Below are 15,979 nucleotides of genomic sequence, written 5' to 3' on the forward strand. Positions count from 1 at the left end.
CGTAATCACAGACAAACAGGAGCGCCAGCAGGTGATCATTGATGTACTTGGCACATTATACCAAGAGATTTATTCCTGAATTTGATGCGGAATGTCGGAAGAAACACTTAAAGCGATGGCTATTGCAAAGGAAAAGAGCATTCCGATTATTCACATACAGCACCTTGTGCCTGTTGAGGCCGGAGAAGGGTTGTTTTTCTATGAAGGATCTCATGGCGCTGAAATTCATAAAGAGGTGATAGCCGCTGCCCCGGATGCGCCCATCATCACAAAGCAACACGCCGATTGTTTTGAGAACACCAATTTAGAAGAAACCTTACAGTCATTGGGCGTGGATGAAATTCTTCTTGCAGGTATGATGACGCACAACTGCGTAACTCACACAGCTTTATCACCAGCTGCTGCCAAGTATTCCCCCAAAGTCATTGAACCTTGCACCTGTACGCGTGACGCCATTGGTCATCTATTGGCGCTGGATTCTATGCAAGTGCGTGGTATTGACATTGTATCGATAGAAACCGCATTCGCTTAGCTCCGACTTGTTTCGCTCATCACGTTGTTCGACTACTTGATGAGCGCTAACACTTCTCGGAATTTTGGATGTTGGCATGATTTTAAAAGGCCAAAAAGTGTCATCTCAAAACTGCTGATCCGTGCGCCCTGCTCACGCATATTTTGGATGGCGAGCACAGCATTTGAAGACTCTCTTGAAGAAATGCAGTCCTGTATTACTTCCACAGTGTGATTATTTTCCAATAAACCCGTTACCGTTTGATAAACGCATACGTGCGCTTCAATTCCCACAACCAGCCATCGACTTAATTCCATTTCACCAATGTACGCCAGTATTTCGGACGAGCACTGGTCAGTACCCGCTACTGCGTTAAAAGTAAATTTCTTAAAGTGAGGATCGCTTGCGACATGACTTTCAATTTCAGGGACCGTTCTCCCCAAGCCATCAGGATTTTGCTCAAGTACAACTACGGGAATATTGAGCAATTTACAACACTGTATTAACTTCACCGTTTTGCAGATCATTGTCTGGCTATCATTGACTTTTCGAGCCAGCGCGCCCTGAACATCTACGATCAACAACCCTACCTTTTCTTCGTCTAAATGCATCACTCACACCGCTTGTATTTAAGTTGTGGCTTCATTTTCGGCTCTATTCGCCTTGTTTGACGGCGTTAAATTGCTCTCTAAATCCTCACACAAACCGCAATACCAAGGAAATAATGACACCGGTTACGATAAGCTGAACTAAGCAAAAGCCCATAATGTCTTTGGCTTTCAGGCCGGCTATAGCAAGTACGGGTAGCGCCCAAAATGGCTGAATCAAATTGGTCCACGCATCACCCCACGCTACCGCCATGGCAACTCTATTTATTTCGGCTCCAAGTTCAGCGGCAGCCGGCAAGATTACTGGGGCTTGCACTGCCCACTGACCTCCCCCCGAAGGCACAAAAATATTAACAATGCCTGCGCTAATAAAACTCCATACTGGCAGCGACTCTGCAGATGCAAAGCTAATCAGCCATTCTGACATGGTTTGGGCCAATCCTGATTGAACCATTACCGCCATGATCCCCGCATAAAATGGGAACTGTATAACAATACCACTACCGCCCTGAACGGCTTGCTGCAGGCTGTGCAGTACATTGCGTGGTGTACCGTGAAGGACAATAGCGAGAAAGAGAAATAGCGTATTAACGATATTGAGATTAAGCGCGCCCCCTGAAACAAAGTAGTTAGTGAGATAAGCAAGCCCTGCAAAGCCTACCAGTAACCCAAGCACCTTGCTGTTTTCAAGTCTGTCGGCGGGCCGCTCGTTTGTTGCCGAAGGCAAAGCGTCGTCTTTTAGCTTGGCGCTATCGACAATAATGCTTTCAGATTCAGGCGGTAACATTAAACGATTAACAAGAGGAATAATCACGAACATGATTGCCAATAACAGCAAGTTAAACCCACTGAAAATAGTCTCTCCAGTGCCAACTACGCCAATCTGTGCTTCTGAAAAATGACCCGGCGTTGCAATAGTTAAGGGCACGGAGCCCGCTAGACCGCCATGCCATACAATAAAGCCTGAGTACGCGCTTGCCACCAATAACCGATAATCAACCGACACTTTTCTTGCTAGGGCTTTAGCGAACAACGCGCCTACAACAAGACCAAAGCCCCAGTTTATCCAGCTTGCGATAAGCGACACCAACGTGACTAGCACAATGGCGCTCCCAGGGCTTTTTGCTAAGCTCGCAAGCCTTTCAAGCAGTGCCTTTACTAACGGCGTGCATGCCAACATAAACCCGGTTACTAGTACCAAGAGCATTTGCATTGAAAATGTGAGCAGCCCCCAGAAGCCGTCACCCCACTGTTGAACTGTGGTAAGTGGTGATTGGCCTTGAATGACCACTGCAAAGACAAGCGTTATGAGCGTTAACAATAAAACGAAAATATAAGGGTCGGGAAGATATCTTTCGACGAGTTTTACGAAGGGTTTAGATGCACGATTTAGCATTAACGCTCTCACAACTTGTTAAAAACTTGTTGCATATTAACGCGTTTACTTCCTCGTTGGCGAGAGGCTAGTTAATTTTGCTTAGCCACTTCTGTAAGGTTGAAGTTACTTTTTGGTGATCGATAGGCTTTGTTAGAAAGTCGTCCATACCTGCAGCCATGCACATATCTTTATCTCTCTGCATGGCATTGGCCGTCATCGCAATAATAGGCGTACTTTTATAGATATCTCCTGCCGCTCCTTGGCGGATGCATTTCGTTGCTTCAAATCCATCCATTTCTGGCATTTGGCAATCCATAATAATTGCGCTGTATTGTGCTTCAAGCTTGCGGCTCTTCAACATATCTAACGCTTCTAAGCCGTTGTTCGCCACATCTACCTGATACCCTTCGCTTTCGAGCGCATTAGTAGCGACCAGTTGATTTATCACGTTATCTTCAACTAACAAAATTCGTGGTGCTTTTATAGTAAGGGGGCGGTTTTCAGTTTCTTGCTCTGCCAGGCCTTCATTTGGACGTTGCTCTGCAAAGTCTGCAGTACCCATACCCAACTGCCCTGGATGCACATCGTTTTGTGTGCCGGGTTTGCCTACCGTATTTTCTAGTATTCTTAGTAAATCTGTTGTCGTTATGGGTTTTGGCAGACATTCGTTAATTGGCAGACCTCTAAACTCGCTATAGCTATCGACATCGCCTAATTTGGTCATAAGAATAGTACGACTGAACCTTAAGTTTTCGATACCCTCAAGGTTCAGTAAGTGATTGTCTTGCTCGTGGTCATCAACGACTTTTTCCAAAAACAAAATATCAAAACTTAAAGGGCCTTGTTCACTAATCTCATCAGCTAAGTAAAGCGTGGCAGCCTCTTGTAATGACGATGCAGTTGACGCATTCACACCCCACAGCCCAAGCTGATTTTGCAAGGTATGTCTTGTTGATGCATTGTTATCCACTATTAAGCAACGCGTGTTCTCTTTAACAAGTTCAGATTGCAGTTTCGTGCTTTCCTTCGAGCACGTAACTTTGCATATAACGTTGAAGCAGCTACCTTTGCCAAGCTCTGACGCAACGCTTATGTCACCACCCAATAAATGACACAAATTCTTTGTGATACTTAAACCAAGTCCAGTACCTCCGAAGCGCCTCGTTGTAGACGCGTCTACTTGGGTGAAAGCGTCGAACAAATGAAGAAGTTTGGATTCCGGGATGCCTATCCCCGTATCTTTTACAGTTAAGTGAAGCATAGCTTCATTTTCAACATCACTTGGAAGTAACTTTGCTGCAATGTAAATTTCACCCTGTTCAGTGAATTTAACGGCATTGCTTAAGAGGTTAGTCAGAATTTGTTGAATTCGGTTTGGATCTGAATATATCTTTGTTTCGCTAATTTCAGAGACATCAACGATTAGCTCTAGTCCTTTTTCTTGTGCTGAGTGCGCTACTGATAGCGCGACACTCTCCACCAGTTCCCTTAGGTCAAAATCCAAAGACTCTAATTCAAGCTTACCCGCTTCTATCTTTGAAAAGTCTAGAATGTCATTGATAAGCACAAGCAGTGAGTTGGCACTGGTTTTAGCAATACTCACGCGCTGGCCTTGTTCTACTGTTAGGTCGCTTTTTTTCAACAGCTCAAGCATGCCAATAACTCCGTTCATTGGCGTCCTAATTTCATGGCTCATATTGGCGAGAAATTCAGACTTCAACTTCGTGGCCTCTTCAGCACGTTCAAGCGCTTGTTTTAAATCGTTCGCCTGCGCTTTTAGCGACGCAGTTTTTTCAGATACCTGCTGCTCTAGTGTTTGAACAAAGCGCTTTTGTTTTGTAATTTCCGTTTGTTGTAAGCGGGTGCGCAGGTAAATCACCGAAACAACCATACCTAACAAAAGTAAGCCATAGATAGTGTATGCCCACCAGCTTTTCCATGGTGCTACTTCCACATGTAAATTCAACGAGAGGGGATCATCACCCCACTCTCCATTTGGTTTCTTGGCTTTTACGAGTAACCTGTAGTCCCCCCCGTTTAAGTTGGTAAACGACACCGAAGTATGATTTCCAATATCAATCCACTGCTCATCGTACCCTTCTAACTTGTATGCAAAGTGGGCGCGCTTAGGGTCTGAAAAATCTAAAAGTGCAAAATCTAATGAAAAAAAGTAGTCTTCATAAGAAAGGTCGATATCAGTGACATAGGACAGTGGATTATTAAGCTCTACTGATTCCCCCATCTTTTTAAAATCGGTGAGAACTATTTTTGCGCTAACGGCGTCAGTTTGCTCTTGGTTATATTTGAAGTACTCTATTCCCCGCTGACTACTCGTAAAGAAAGTTTTTCCACTCGCTTTAATTAAACTACCTGAGTAAAAGTTTTTGCCTGCCAAATCTGTAGTACTGTTGTAGCTAATAACATTTTGTGTGTCGGGATTATAAAGAAAAACACCTTTATTGGTGGTAAGCCACAGCCTGCCGTCCTCACCATCGGCGATAGCTCTTATTAAGGTGGTGGGCAGCCCATTCTTTTCACTAAAATGCTTAAAGGATTTAGACTCTGCAAAATACTGGTACAACCCCCTTTGGGTAGCTATCCATATTTCTCCAGCATTTGTTTGGTGAATATCTTCCACAATGCTATCGACCAAACTTCCCTGCTGGCCCTCTGCGCCACTAAAGTTCGCGAAACTTTCACTATCAGCTGACCACAAATTCACACCTCCGCCCGAGCCAACCCACATATTTCCGCTGGCGTCTTTGTATAAGCTATGAATTTCTGGGTGCGTTAAACCGTCTTCGGTTGTGAGATGCTTAAATTCCTTGGAATGCTTGTTGTAAATGTAGATACCGTGCTTATAGGTACCAATCCAAACGTTGCCATCATTATCTAGTTCAAGTGCTCTGAACTCACGAAACTGGCGATAATTACTGTCAGTCTTAGAGTATCCAATGCGGCTTATTGCTTTAGTACGTCGGTCAACTTTGGCCACAAAGTCATCTTGCGCTACCCACAGAAACCCGTCTTGATCCGGAACTATAATAGGTCTTTCTATAACCCCACGCTCTTTATAACCTTTAAACTCTTTAAATACCGAGCCGTATTCTTTTTGCAAAAGCTCTTCTTTCACTTTCCATTTGAATACGTCGGCATTTGCCGTAACGATGAGCACATCGCCACTTTTATCTTCATTTTCATCTACATTATCAAGTGCGATACCACTTGGTGCTGTTAGTAATTCACTATTGATTTGTTTAATTTTACCGCGAGGGGAAAATTTAAAAATTCCATGAACCTCACTGGTAATCCATTTGGTTTTAGTATGGTCTTCAAAAATTATGCGAAGGCCATTTTCATAACCAAAGTCAACCTTTTCAACGTAATTCCCCTCTCCGGTATGTCGATACACCCCCTCGGTAGTAACGAACCATATTTGACCATCATGATCCTCAATCATAGAGTTTACTTGACTTAGTGGTTTACCTTCTCGTGTCGTTTGAGGCAGAAAAACACCGGAACTTGGAAAGAATAAGAAAGGCCCGTTTTGCGTAGCGACAAATAGCTGATGAGAAGATGTACGAAGTAAGCTGCGTATTTCATTTGCGCCTGTCGCAGTTTTGTTTTTGGGTTCAGGCAAGAAATGCTTGGCGTTTAGCGTCTTTTTATCGAGTAAATTTATCCCATAGCTGGTTGCTACCCAAAGGCTATCAGCGTCGTTATCAATAATGTCCCAAATGCGATTATGGGAAAGACTGTTTTTATCTCCTGGTATTTTTTGAACTCGCTGAAATTGCCCATTGCCTAGAAAACGGTTAAGCCCTTTGTCGTAAGAGCCTAGCCAGATATCACCTGCGTTATCTTGGAAAAGTGACTGAATTCGGTTTGATGACAGAGAATTTACATCATCAGCCACATTTAAATAGCGCGCATACTGACCGGTCGTAGGGTCGTATCGGTTGACACCACCGCCCCACGTACCCACCCAAATATTGCCCTCTGCATCCAACATTAAGTTACCGGCATCGTTATGAGAAAGGCTTTGGTCGTCTTCACTGCTCGACTCAAAGAGCTTAACGTTGCGACCGTCGTAGCGCATTACGCCATTTTCTGCTGTGCCAAACCAAAGGAAGCCTTGGCGGTCTTGGACTATGGAATAGATTTCTGATGAAACGAAGCCATCTTCAGCTGTTAAAAGTTCAACAGCATATTCATTCATTAACTTGTTCGAACCAGATGCGAGAGCAACGCTAATGTAGATTACATTTAGAAGAGCTACTGCAAACACGCGAATGGGTGAGAGTATAAATTTTGTCGTGTTCACCAGAGACGTTGTCTTCAAATCAAAAATGGAACTGCTAATTAAACTTGTTTAACTTTAGTACATGTTGCCGCCGCTCACCATTCTACAAAAGGCGCATTTGTACAATATCCTTAACAGTTATTGACTTACGTCATAGCGCACTATTAACTTTAGACTAAAATAGATACGTATTGAACGATAAGATTTGCTTTGAACTTTATTTAGATTAAGCCTTAGTATCTATAGATGTTCAAGCCTAATAGGCTATTACATTTTCATCAGGGAAACTCTATGACGAAGTCATATAAAGAAATTACAGATAACTTAAATCCATATCTAGCCGAGGTTAAAAAAGGCGTGCCAGAAGTCATGAAGGGGTTCTCAGATATGGCCAAGGCGGCGACCGCCGATGGTGCGTTGGATAAAAAGACGAAAGAACTTATTGCCCTTGCGATTGGTATTGCAACGCGATGTGATGGCTGCATAGGTTTTCATGCTAAAGCGTTAGTGCATTTAGGTGCTACCCGTGAAGAAATAGAAGAAGTGTGCGGTATGTCGGTATACATGGGCGGAGGCCCATCATTTATGTACGCCGCCGATGCTTTGCGTGCGTTTGACGAATTTAGCGAATAATTCTGAATAAAAAAGGGCCGAGAAATTTCTCGGCCCTTTCGCTTGCTTTGCAGTGTCGCTTATTACAGTGAATTCATGCTTTGCACGCTAACAGGCCCGAGCTGAGCCGCTTCAACTTCTGCTTTAATCTTCTCGGCATCTCCGATGATTATCCAGGTTAATTTCTCTGGGTGCAGCACTTCTTTCGCCGCGTTACTCAAATCGTCTAAAGACAAGCTGTTGTATTTCTCGACCAAAGACTCTGGGTAGCTATATTGTCTGTTAAATCTTTCACTCGACAGTAAGCTATACAATACCGCGTTAGCCGTCTCAAATTGACCTGGCAAAGAGCGAACTTCGTCTAACCGCGCCCTTTCAAGTTCATTCGCCATTGGCGGCTTTTCACCTAAGTAAGCGTTAAGCTCTTTCTTAAGCTCAAGCAGTGATGGACCTGTTTTATCGGTTTGCACCGGCGCATAAACCATAAACGGGCGCTGTCCCCTAGCATCTTGCAGGAAGGTGTACGCGCCATAAGACCAGCTTTTATCTTCACGCAGGTTCATATTAACGCGAGCAGTAAAAGCACCACCTAAGGTTAAATTCATGGCATTAATTGCAATATTATTGTCAGCCCCTGTTGGTGGCGCTAAATGTGCAGCCAGAATAAGTGACTGTTGTGCACCAGGGCGGTCGATAATAATCGCTTGGCCTTGCTCAGGCATTGACGCTTCAGCAATTTGCTTCGCACCTTTGCTACCTTCTACCTTCCATTTGCCAAACTCTTTCTCAAGCATGGGTTTAATGGCACCTAACGTGGTGTCACCAACAACAAAAATTGTCGCATTGTCTGGGCGTAGCCACGTATTTTTAAAGTTAACAAGGTCATCTCGCGTGATCGCTTGTACGTCTTGTTCAGTTCCGGTACCGGTAAACGGAATACCATAGGCATGATCATCACCATAGATAAGTGGCGGTAGCAGAGTCAGCGCAATACTCACAGGGCGTGTTTTTTGCTGTGCAATATTACTTAATATAAGCGCTCGTTGACGTTCAATCTCTTCCTTTTTGAACGTTGGTGATTTCAAGATATTACCCATTAGCGCCAAAGAAGGCTCCATGTTTTCCGTTAACATTGACATGCTAACTGTGGTGGTATCTAGGTTTGAGCCAGCGTTTAAATCAGTACCTAACTGCTCAAGCTCTGCCGCAAGCTCCAGCGCATCATATTTTCCCGCGCCTTCGTCAAGCATCTGTGTGGTAAAGCTCGCAAGTCCTAACTTGCCACCCGCATCGGCAGCGTAACCTGCGTCGAATTGCACCGCAACATTCACCAATGGAACCGTAGAGCGTTTTGCAAATACTACCTTTACACCGTTAGAAAGCGTAGTTTCTGTCACCTCAGGAAAGCTCAGTTGAGTCTCTGCATCGATTGAAGGCAAGCCAGAGCTGCGGTCAACGCCTTCGGTAGATGCTGTGTGCTCAATAAACGGAACAACCGTGATTTGATGCCACCCTTCTTTTAGCCATTTATTCGCAGCCGCTTTAACCCCTTTAGGCGTCGCCTGTCCTAGCTCACTCAATTCAGTTTTGAAGTAGTTAGGGTCGCCAGCAATGAACTCACCACTAGCAAGCGTATCGGCTTTACCGCCAAAGCCCCCAACCTCTTCAAGCCCGCGAATAATTGAAGCACGTCGCTTAGTCGACACCAATTTAACTTCGTCTTTGCTTGGACCTTTACGCAAAAACTCGCTAATGACTTTATCTATTTCTTTTTCCACTGTCGCAACGTCAACGCCGTCTTTTACGTCAACCGTCACACCAAAAATGGACGCCATTTGTAGCTCGTAGTTAAACACCGAGGCATTGGTAGCAATTTGTTGGTCGTACACCAGTTCTTTATAAAGGCGTGAGTTTTTACCATCGCCCATGACACTCGCGGCAATGAACAAGTCTGTTGCGGTTGAAGAGGTATTTTCAGGTGAAACCCAAAGGCGGTAAATGCGCGATTGTGGCACCTTGTCTTGAATCACTTCTCGGGTATTTGCATTGCGCTTGGGTACCCATGCTTCCCATTTAGATAGTGCTGGGCCCGGCTCAATGTCAGCGAAGTACTTGTTAACCAGAGGTTTGGCTTCTTCTGCATTAATATCGCCGCTTAGCACCAGTATTGCGTTATTCGGTCCGTAATATTGGTTAAACCAGCCTTTAACGTCGTCTAACGATGCGGAGTTAAGATCTTCCATCGAGCCAATCACCGTATGATGGTAAGGATGCCCTATGGGAAATAAGCCTTCAAAAATATGCGTGAATACGCTTCCATAAGGCTGGTCTTCGCCCTGACGTTTTTCATTTTGTACAACGCCACGCTGTTCGTCTAATTTCTCTTGTGTTACCGCACCTAACAAGTGCCCCATGCGATCAGATTCCATCCAGAGAATACGATCTAGTGCAGGTGTCGGAACGGTTTGGAAATAGTTAGTACGGTCAAAGTTTGTGGTACCGTTTAATCCTGTTGCCCCAGCTTCTTGTAACGGCCCAAACCATTCATCGTCATAGTTCTCCGTGCCGTTAAACATTAAGTGTTCAAATAGGTGCGCAAACCCTGATTTGCCGTTTGGTTCGTCTTTTGAACCCACTTTATACCAAACCGCAACGGCAACCACTGGGGCCTTGCGGTCTTCATGAACAATTACCGTTAACCCATTATCGGTAGTGAATTTTTCGTAGTCGATATTGATATCGTTTTTAGCAAACGCTGAGCCAACCAGCGTACTACTTACTGCCAGCACACCTACACTTACTTTTAAGCGCTTGGTGAGATGCTTAAGTACAGTCATTTCGTCATCCTTAATCTTATTATCTGTGCTGAACACTAAAATGTGCCAGGCACCACAAAACGGCTTTACGCCAGTACTAAACATAAATCAATTTGGTAGTTTATAAAGCGTTACGATGTAGAAAACTGTAACGGATTGTAAAAGAGAGGATAAACGACGAACGAAGAAATATTGCTAGGGGAAAAGTAGAGAAGAAAGTCGCAATTATATTGCGACTAACCGTGCCCAAAGCGCTTTTACTTGTTTAGCATCTTCACTTTCTAATTCGTTGTTGGCGAATGCGCTATTTAGGCTCTCGAGCATTTTATCATTAAGCATCGCAACCGTAGCATCTTCTTGCATTTCTAACTGGCGAGCCTCTACTGCAAAGTGACCTTGCAAGTAGCTGGCTATAAACAATTCGTCATCACTACCGTGATTTACCACGTCATCAAGCGATGCCTCAATATCTGCGATGGCGTTAACGACACTTTCTGGTGCTGCAGCAGGTGGTAACACGTCTTACTCCTTCCTGTTTTTCAATATCAAATCTTAGTTCGAGATAAACTCATTTTTTATGGCTATACATGTGCCGTGTTGTATCAAACTACGTCTTTAAACAGCTTGGCAAAGCACTTTATCTTTATACCCAGTGATAACCGTGAACGCGCCTGCGAGTTCAGCGTCTAGCGTTGCATCGCTTGAGTCTAAGCGAAGCGGTTTACCGTTTAATGCCTGTAGTTTTTGTTTAGTGGCAACAACGAGCATATTCTGCTTGCCAATTTGACGGATAAAAGCAGGGCTAAGCTGCTGGTTTCCGCGCCCTAATAGGTGGCCCTGACCACCGATCACCGTCAAAATGACTTTGGTGGGCTTGTCATGAGTCAGCGCAATCAGTTCGCTCGCAGTAACGTCACTTGCGATTAGCTCACCTTGTTTAACCACATCCACACCTAACAAGGTATTTTCTAGGCCAAGAAAGTCCATGACCGCACCTACGGTGGAGCCGGATCCCATGACAAAATAGGTGTCAGGCTCATCGTCAATAATTTCACCAACATAAGCGGCAATGTCGTCAAGCACTAAGGCCTCGTCCTCTTTCCCGCCCATTTTTACTGCTTGAACATAAGTGAGCTCTGCGGGTACGCGCATTTCACCATAGTGTTTGGCAATAACTTTGCCCTCGCGAAACGCGTTTTCGTCAATATCACGTACTTCGGCGTCCATTTCACTCACAAGCTCGCCTGCGATCATCTGACTTACTACCTGCCCTGCCGCTGACGGCGACACGCAGTAAACGCCAGAGTGAATTTTGCAACCTGCAGGCACACCTAGCACGGGCACCTGTGTGCCAACTACGCTACAAATATTACGGGCTGTGCCGTCGCCACCGGCAAAAAGCAGTAAGTCGACGTTGGCGTCCACCATTGCTTTAGCTGCACGCTCTGAATCTTCGCCCTCGGTTTGCACGGCATCGGCCGTATAGATTACCTCATAAGGAATACCCAGAGATTCACAGATTGTTTCACCCATATCGCCCGATGCTGTCACGACGGTAAATTGCCCAGATAAAGCCTCTAGAATACTAAGCGCTTTCGCCATTTTTTCGTTGGCTTTTTTCTCTGCTCCCATGGCCAGTGCTTTTTCGCGAATTTCTGCACCGTCGCTGCCTTTAAGCGCGAGTGCTCCGCCTATGCCGGCAAAGGGGTTTACCACAACACCCAGTTTGAATTTGGGTTTGTTGTCAAACGTTGATTGGCTAAGATCAGTATGATTCATTCGGCATCTACTCCTATTCCGCCACCCAATTTGCTGTTAGCGTATTTTTTGACGTGTCTGTTACCGTGCTATTTATTATGCTGCTACATGAACCAGACGACTTACCTTTACCAAACGTAGATGACAGCGCATTAATAAATTGTTCAGCCCGAGGCGGAAAGCCCTCAGATTTATAGCGTTCAAGCTGAGCGGCTACGTTTCGCGTAAAACCTTCTCTGTCGGGCTCAGCGCCGTTTAAGTTATCCGTGCTTACCTGAAACTTTCTTCCTGCTGCTTCTGTAAACGCCCACTCAATGGCCTGGGGCTTAATTTCTACTTTTTCGAAGTCAGCTTGCTGTGATGCATCGCGGCCATCTGGGCAATACCAGTAACCGTAATCTTCCAATAGTCGACGCTTTTCACCCGCAATACACCAGTGCGCAATTTCATGCAAAGCGCTTGAAAAAAATCCATGAGCAAACACGACTTGATGATAAGGTGTTGCGCTGTCTGCTGGGATGTAAATGGGTTCGTCATCACCTAAAACCAAGCGCGTATTAAAATCTTCAAATGTCGAATTAAACAACGCGATTAACACAGGTACATCAACGTCTGCTTCTGAGTGTTCCGACCCCGTAGTCGTTTCTCGGTGCATGCCCGGATATTCACTTTTTAGGCTTTCAACGTTTGAGCCTTTAGTATCGGTATTTTTAGTTTCAGTCTTGGCAAACAATGCGTGATGACTTGCGATGTTCATGGCGGCTAATAAATTCTACACAACAGAGCTATTTCAATGGCGGTGGAGTATACCAGTAAAACTTTGTCTTCTCACTTGAAAGGCTCGCTTGCTTAGGTCAATCTAGGTTTACAACAACGAATTAGCCACACTATCTCAACAGGGAGTTTGTCATTTGGCGCAAGAGATAATTAAACATATTCATCGGGTCAACGCCCTTCGTGACTTAGCCAATCAGTTGGGTGTAATGCCTATCATTCATCAATTGCAACACTGGCAATGCGAACGCTTACTGGTCACGCACGACGATTTAGCACAGCAAAAACGTTACCAAAAAGCCATGGCTTTTTTTGTAGATGAATTGTACGGGCCAAAAGATTTTAGCCAACGGGACGCTGATTTAGTGCGAGTTATTCCGAAGCTCGCAAAAGTATTGCCTAACAAAGCTATGAACGCTATGGACGACGCATTGTCGTTAAATGCACTATCGTTCGATTTAGATATGGCGATGGCTCAGTACTTACAAAGCCATTTTCCCGGAGAACCTATCAACCGAGATAACTACGCTTTGGCGTATCGTAATGTGGGCAGAATTGAGGATAGAAAGCATCAAATCGACATAATTTCCCATTTGGGCGATCAACTCGCCGACGTTATAAAAATTCGTGGTATAGGTATGTTAATTTCACTGTCCCGTCGTCCAGCTAAATTAGCAGGATTACTCGCATTGCATGAATTTTTGGAACGAGGGTTTGATGCGTTTAAAGCGATAGGTGACGTGCAGAGCTTTATTGACCCCGTATTGGTGAGAGAAAAAGCGATAATGCAATTATTGTTAAACGATGATTTAACGTTACCTGAAGATAATCCCCTGCCTGTGGTATGAGGCACAATGCCTGAACGTGAAGAAGCAGAGTAGATCAAAGCAAAAATATGAATAAGGAAAAGATTTGAGCACCCCAACGCTTAATTGGATGTTAGACGCCCCCTATGTGCAGCAGTGGCATATTGATGAAACGCACATCGATCACTATCAGCACGTTAATAATGTGGCATACCTGTCGCAGTTAGAAAGCCTAGCATGGGCCCATTCAAACGCGCTTGGCTTGCAGTTTGCCGATTATCAATCGCTTAACCGTGGCATGGTCATTAAGCGCCACGAGCTAAACTACCACCTGCCAACACATCTTGGAGATACGTTAGAATGCGCTACATGGATAGTGCATTGCGACAGCAAACTTACTTTGAAACGCCAGTTTCAATTTATCTGCCCAAAGCGAAACAAAACCGTATTTGATGCTATGACCACATTCGTATGTGTTAGCCTTGATACTGGCGCCCCAAAGCGAATGCCTAAACAATTCGTGGACATCTATGGCAAAGCGTGTGTGGCGCAATGAAAACGTGGCTAGCGATAGTGCTTTCGCTCTTCCTTATTGTGTCGTTAGGCATAAACGTTTACCTATGGCTTAGTTTAAAGCAGCACAATGATAAAGCTTATGCACTAGAGGCCAGTTATGAACACCGTTTAGATAGTGACAAGCAGCTAGAAACCCAAGCACAGTTGGTGGATGAAACTCAGGTAAACGAAAAAGCTGAGCCCTTCAACAATGAACGCTCTCCCGCCAACTTTTCACCTATGACAGGCGCTAACACGGCCCCCAACGAACTAGACGATCTGCGCACCTCTTCATCACTCGTTAATCAAGATCAATTAGAGTCACTGACTACCCTACTCAATAACGAGCAATACGCGTTCCTCGCCACTGAATTAACAAACCTTTTAAAATATGACCCGCTCAACGAATCTCTGTTGTTGCTAGAGGGTGAACTGATTGAGTTAACCAAGCCTCTCTCAACGGCCATAGTGCACTACTACGACTTGGCCGAACTGCCTCTTCCAACTGAAACTCTCTCATTTATTGACGCAAAAATTGCTACTTTGTATCAACATGCGCAGACGCAGTTAAGTCAAGACGAACAATGGGAACTGGTTGCCAGATTAAATGAGCCACTGTATCAACGCATACCTGACGCTAGGCACTACACCCTTAATTTGGCTGAAGCTTACGCTTATCAGCAAAAGCTTACGTTAATGGAAGACGTGCTTGCTGCCCTTCCATCAATCGACAGAGACGCTAATATCATTCGCAATAAAGCCTATGAAATGCGCGATATTGCCAACGCAGACGCTACGCCGAACAAGAGTGAAATAGAGCCAACAGGCGCTGAAGCCGCACGTTATCAAACCCGTGTAGCCTTAGAGCGCATTGGCGATCAATATCGCCTTGATGTAAAGGCGCTTAACCAAAAAGCCACCATGATTTTAGATACGGGTGCCAGTACCACCGCAATATCATCGCGACTCTTTGCGCGTTTAGGCCGTATGCGAAACCTCACGTTCATTGGTAACTTCAACATTAGAACCGCGTCAGGAACCATTGAAGCCCCTCTGGTACAAATACCCCGATTTTACTTTGCTGGCTACGAGTTCAACGATGTTTCTGCCATCGTGCTGCCCGAAGACGCTCTACCCGATGCCGACGGATTGTTGGGAATGAACGTTCTAGGTCAGTTTGACTTTGCAATAATGCCCCAGTCTAGTGAGTTGATTTTGACAGAGCGAGATTAATGCAGTCTGCGCAAGGGCGAGAGCTTTGCGCCTCTTGCCTTTTAGCCTCTATAGCGCGATGTATTAATTTTGCAATTCAACTAAAGGAAATGTCTCAAACACCACCCTTTCGTGGCCCGTTTCCATAAAGTTGCGGATATTGGCATGGTCGTCGCCGTTAGGGTTATTAAGTACATCTTCTCGATAAAAACGTCCAAATAAGGCCAGCGTTTGAGCTTGGTTTAGGTTTAAATGCTGACCGAGTGCGAGCAGTTTGCAAGAGCCATTGTTCTGATTAGCTTCGTTTTTTACGTCACCATTAGTGAAAGCGGTGGGCGTGAAAACAAACGCGCTATCAACGAGCGTGATAACGTCGTTAAATTCGATAGTATCTGGGGAATTAGTGACTGCTTGAACTAAGTCTTGGGTGCTGCTGTATGCCATGTTTATCTCAAAAAAAGAAAACGATAATAACAGGTCTATGTCTTTACAAAAGTCCACAACAGGTTCAGTTTTAATATATACAAAAAAAGCGCCTCTCCATGAGGTAATGCCGATCAGTTAAGAATTTAATGATCGGTTGACCGATCTTTTTAAGGCTTCAAAATCCGGTATCAGGTAACTGATATCGGATTTTTTTATGGAC

At 44.7% G+C, this 15,979-nt stretch carries 13 protein-coding genes; 5 read left to right on the forward strand and 8 right to left on the reverse strand.

The window, feature by feature from the left end; all coding sequences use genetic code 11:
• Positions 1-91 precede the first annotated feature (91 nt).
• Positions 92-532, forward strand: coding sequence for an isochorismatase family protein (locus tag MHN09_RS19035; RefSeq protein ID WP_239241714.1), 441 nt, complete (start codon positions 92-94; stop codon positions 530-532).
• Positions 533-564: 32 nt separating this feature from the next.
• Here MHN09_RS19035 and MHN09_RS19040 read toward each other — a convergent pair whose 3' ends face one another.
• The 3 genes from MHN09_RS19040 to MHN09_RS19050 form a co-directional block, all read right to left on the reverse strand.
• Complete coding sequence (locus MHN09_RS19040; RefSeq protein ID WP_239241715.1) at positions 565-1,122, reverse strand: isochorismatase family protein; 558 nt, start codon at positions 1,120-1,122, stop codon at positions 565-567.
• An 85-nt stretch (positions 1,123-1,207) separates the two neighbouring features.
• Positions 1,208-2,515, reverse strand: coding sequence for a TIGR00366 family protein (locus tag MHN09_RS19045; protein WP_239241716.1), 1,308 nt, complete (start codon positions 2,513-2,515; stop codon positions 1,208-1,210).
• A 67-nt stretch (positions 2,516-2,582) separates the two neighbouring features.
• Entirely contained in the window at positions 2,583-6,821 is a 4,239-nt protein-coding gene (locus MHN09_RS19050; RefSeq protein WP_239241717.1) for a hybrid sensor histidine kinase/response regulator, read from the reverse strand.
• Positions 6,822-7,091: 270 nt separating this feature from the next.
• On the opposite strand from MHN09_RS19050, the gene MHN09_RS19055 reads away from it, so the two are divergent.
• Positions 7,092-7,433, forward strand: coding sequence for a carboxymuconolactone decarboxylase family protein (locus tag MHN09_RS19055; protein WP_187446662.1), 342 nt, complete (start codon positions 7,092-7,094; stop codon positions 7,431-7,433).
• A gap of 62 nt (positions 7,434-7,495) precedes the next feature.
• Here MHN09_RS19055 and MHN09_RS19060 read toward each other — a convergent pair whose 3' ends face one another.
• The 4 genes from MHN09_RS19060 to MHN09_RS19075 form a co-directional block, all read right to left on the reverse strand.
• The gene (locus MHN09_RS19060) at positions 7,496-10,249 is read right to left on the reverse strand and encodes a pitrilysin family protein (protein WP_239241718.1); all 2,754 of its coding nucleotides are present in this window, start codon (positions 10,247-10,249) and stop codon (positions 7,496-7,498) included.
• A 204-nt stretch (positions 10,250-10,453) separates the two neighbouring features.
• A complete protein-coding gene (locus MHN09_RS19065; RefSeq protein WP_014949976.1) occupies positions 10,454-10,747 on the reverse strand; it encodes a YfcL family protein in 294 nt (97 codons plus the stop codon).
• Between the two features lie 96 nt (positions 10,748-10,843).
• Positions 10,844-12,007: an ATP-NAD kinase family protein gene (locus MHN09_RS19070; RefSeq protein ID WP_049587757.1), complete on the reverse strand. Its 1,164-nt coding sequence runs from the start codon at positions 12,005-12,007 to the stop codon at positions 10,844-10,846.
• 13 nt (positions 12,008-12,020) lie between these two features.
• Positions 12,021-12,743: an elongation factor P hydroxylase gene (locus MHN09_RS19075; protein WP_049587755.1), complete on the reverse strand. Its 723-nt coding sequence runs from the start codon at positions 12,741-12,743 to the stop codon at positions 12,021-12,023.
• 154 nt (positions 12,744-12,897) lie between these two features.
• On the opposite strand from MHN09_RS19075, the gene MHN09_RS19080 reads away from it, so the two are divergent.
• The 3 genes from MHN09_RS19080 (at position 12,898) to MHN09_RS19090 (ending at position 15,354) form a co-directional block, all read left to right on the forward strand.
• Positions 12,898-13,608 (forward strand): hypothetical protein, encoded by a 711-nt coding sequence (locus MHN09_RS19080; protein ID WP_049587753.1) that lies wholly within the window; start codon positions 12,898-12,900, stop codon positions 13,606-13,608.
• 64 nt (positions 13,609-13,672) lie between these two features.
• Positions 13,673-14,122, forward strand: a complete 450-nt coding sequence (locus MHN09_RS19085; RefSeq protein ID WP_039225244.1) for a thioesterase family protein — start codon at positions 13,673-13,675, stop codon at positions 14,120-14,122.
• Positions 14,119-15,354, forward strand: coding sequence for a retropepsin-like aspartic protease (locus tag MHN09_RS19090; RefSeq protein WP_049587749.1), 1,236 nt, complete (start codon positions 14,119-14,121; stop codon positions 15,352-15,354). Before MHN09_RS19085 ends, MHN09_RS19090 begins: the two co-directional genes overlap by 4 nt.
• Positions 15,355-15,417: 63 nt before the next feature.
• On the opposite strand, the gene MHN09_RS19095 is transcribed toward MHN09_RS19090, so the two are convergent.
• Positions 15,418-15,777 (reverse strand): HopJ type III effector protein, encoded by a 360-nt coding sequence (locus tag MHN09_RS19095; protein ID WP_187446658.1) that lies wholly within the window; start codon positions 15,775-15,777, stop codon positions 15,418-15,420.
• Positions 15,778-15,979 lie beyond the last annotated feature (202 nt).

Source organism: Alteromonas sp. MmMcT2-5, from assembly GCF_022348315.1.
GTDB classification, from domain to species: Bacteria; Pseudomonadota; Gammaproteobacteria; order Enterobacterales; family Alteromonadaceae; genus Alteromonas; species Alteromonas macleodii.

What these genes read in the sequence shown, in the direction of transcription:
- MHN09_RS19075 (WP_049587755.1), bottom strand. Translation starts at nt 12,743, where the DNA reads ATGAACATCGCAAGTCATCACGCATTGTTTGCCAAGACTGAAACTAAA.
- MHN09_RS19090 (WP_049587749.1), top strand. Translation starts at nt 14,119, where the DNA reads ATGAAAACGTGGCTAGCGATAGTGCTTTCGCTCTTCCTTATTGTGTCG.
- MHN09_RS19035 (WP_239241714.1), top strand. Translation starts at nt 92, where the DNA reads ATGTCGGAAGAAACACTTAAAGCGATGGCTATTGCAAAGGAAAAGAGC.
- MHN09_RS19070 (WP_049587757.1), bottom strand. Translation starts at nt 12,007, where the DNA reads ATGAATCATACTGATCTTAGCCAATCAACGTTTGACAACAAACCCAAA.
- MHN09_RS19095 (WP_187446658.1), bottom strand. Translation starts at nt 15,777, where the DNA reads ATGGCATACAGCAGCACCCAAGACTTAGTTCAAGCAGTCACTAATTCC.
- MHN09_RS19040 (WP_239241715.1), bottom strand. Translation starts at nt 1,122, where the DNA reads ATGCATTTAGACGAAGAAAAGGTAGGGTTGTTGATCGTAGATGTTCAG.
- MHN09_RS19045 (WP_239241716.1), bottom strand. Translation starts at nt 2,515, where the DNA reads ATGCTAAATCGTGCATCTAAACCCTTCGTAAAACTCGTCGAAAGATAT.
- MHN09_RS19060 (WP_239241718.1), bottom strand. Translation starts at nt 10,249, where the DNA reads ATGACTGTACTTAAGCATCTCACCAAGCGCTTAAAAGTAAGTGTAGGT.
- MHN09_RS19055 (WP_187446662.1), top strand. Translation starts at nt 7,092, where the DNA reads ATGACGAAGTCATATAAAGAAATTACAGATAACTTAAATCCATATCTA.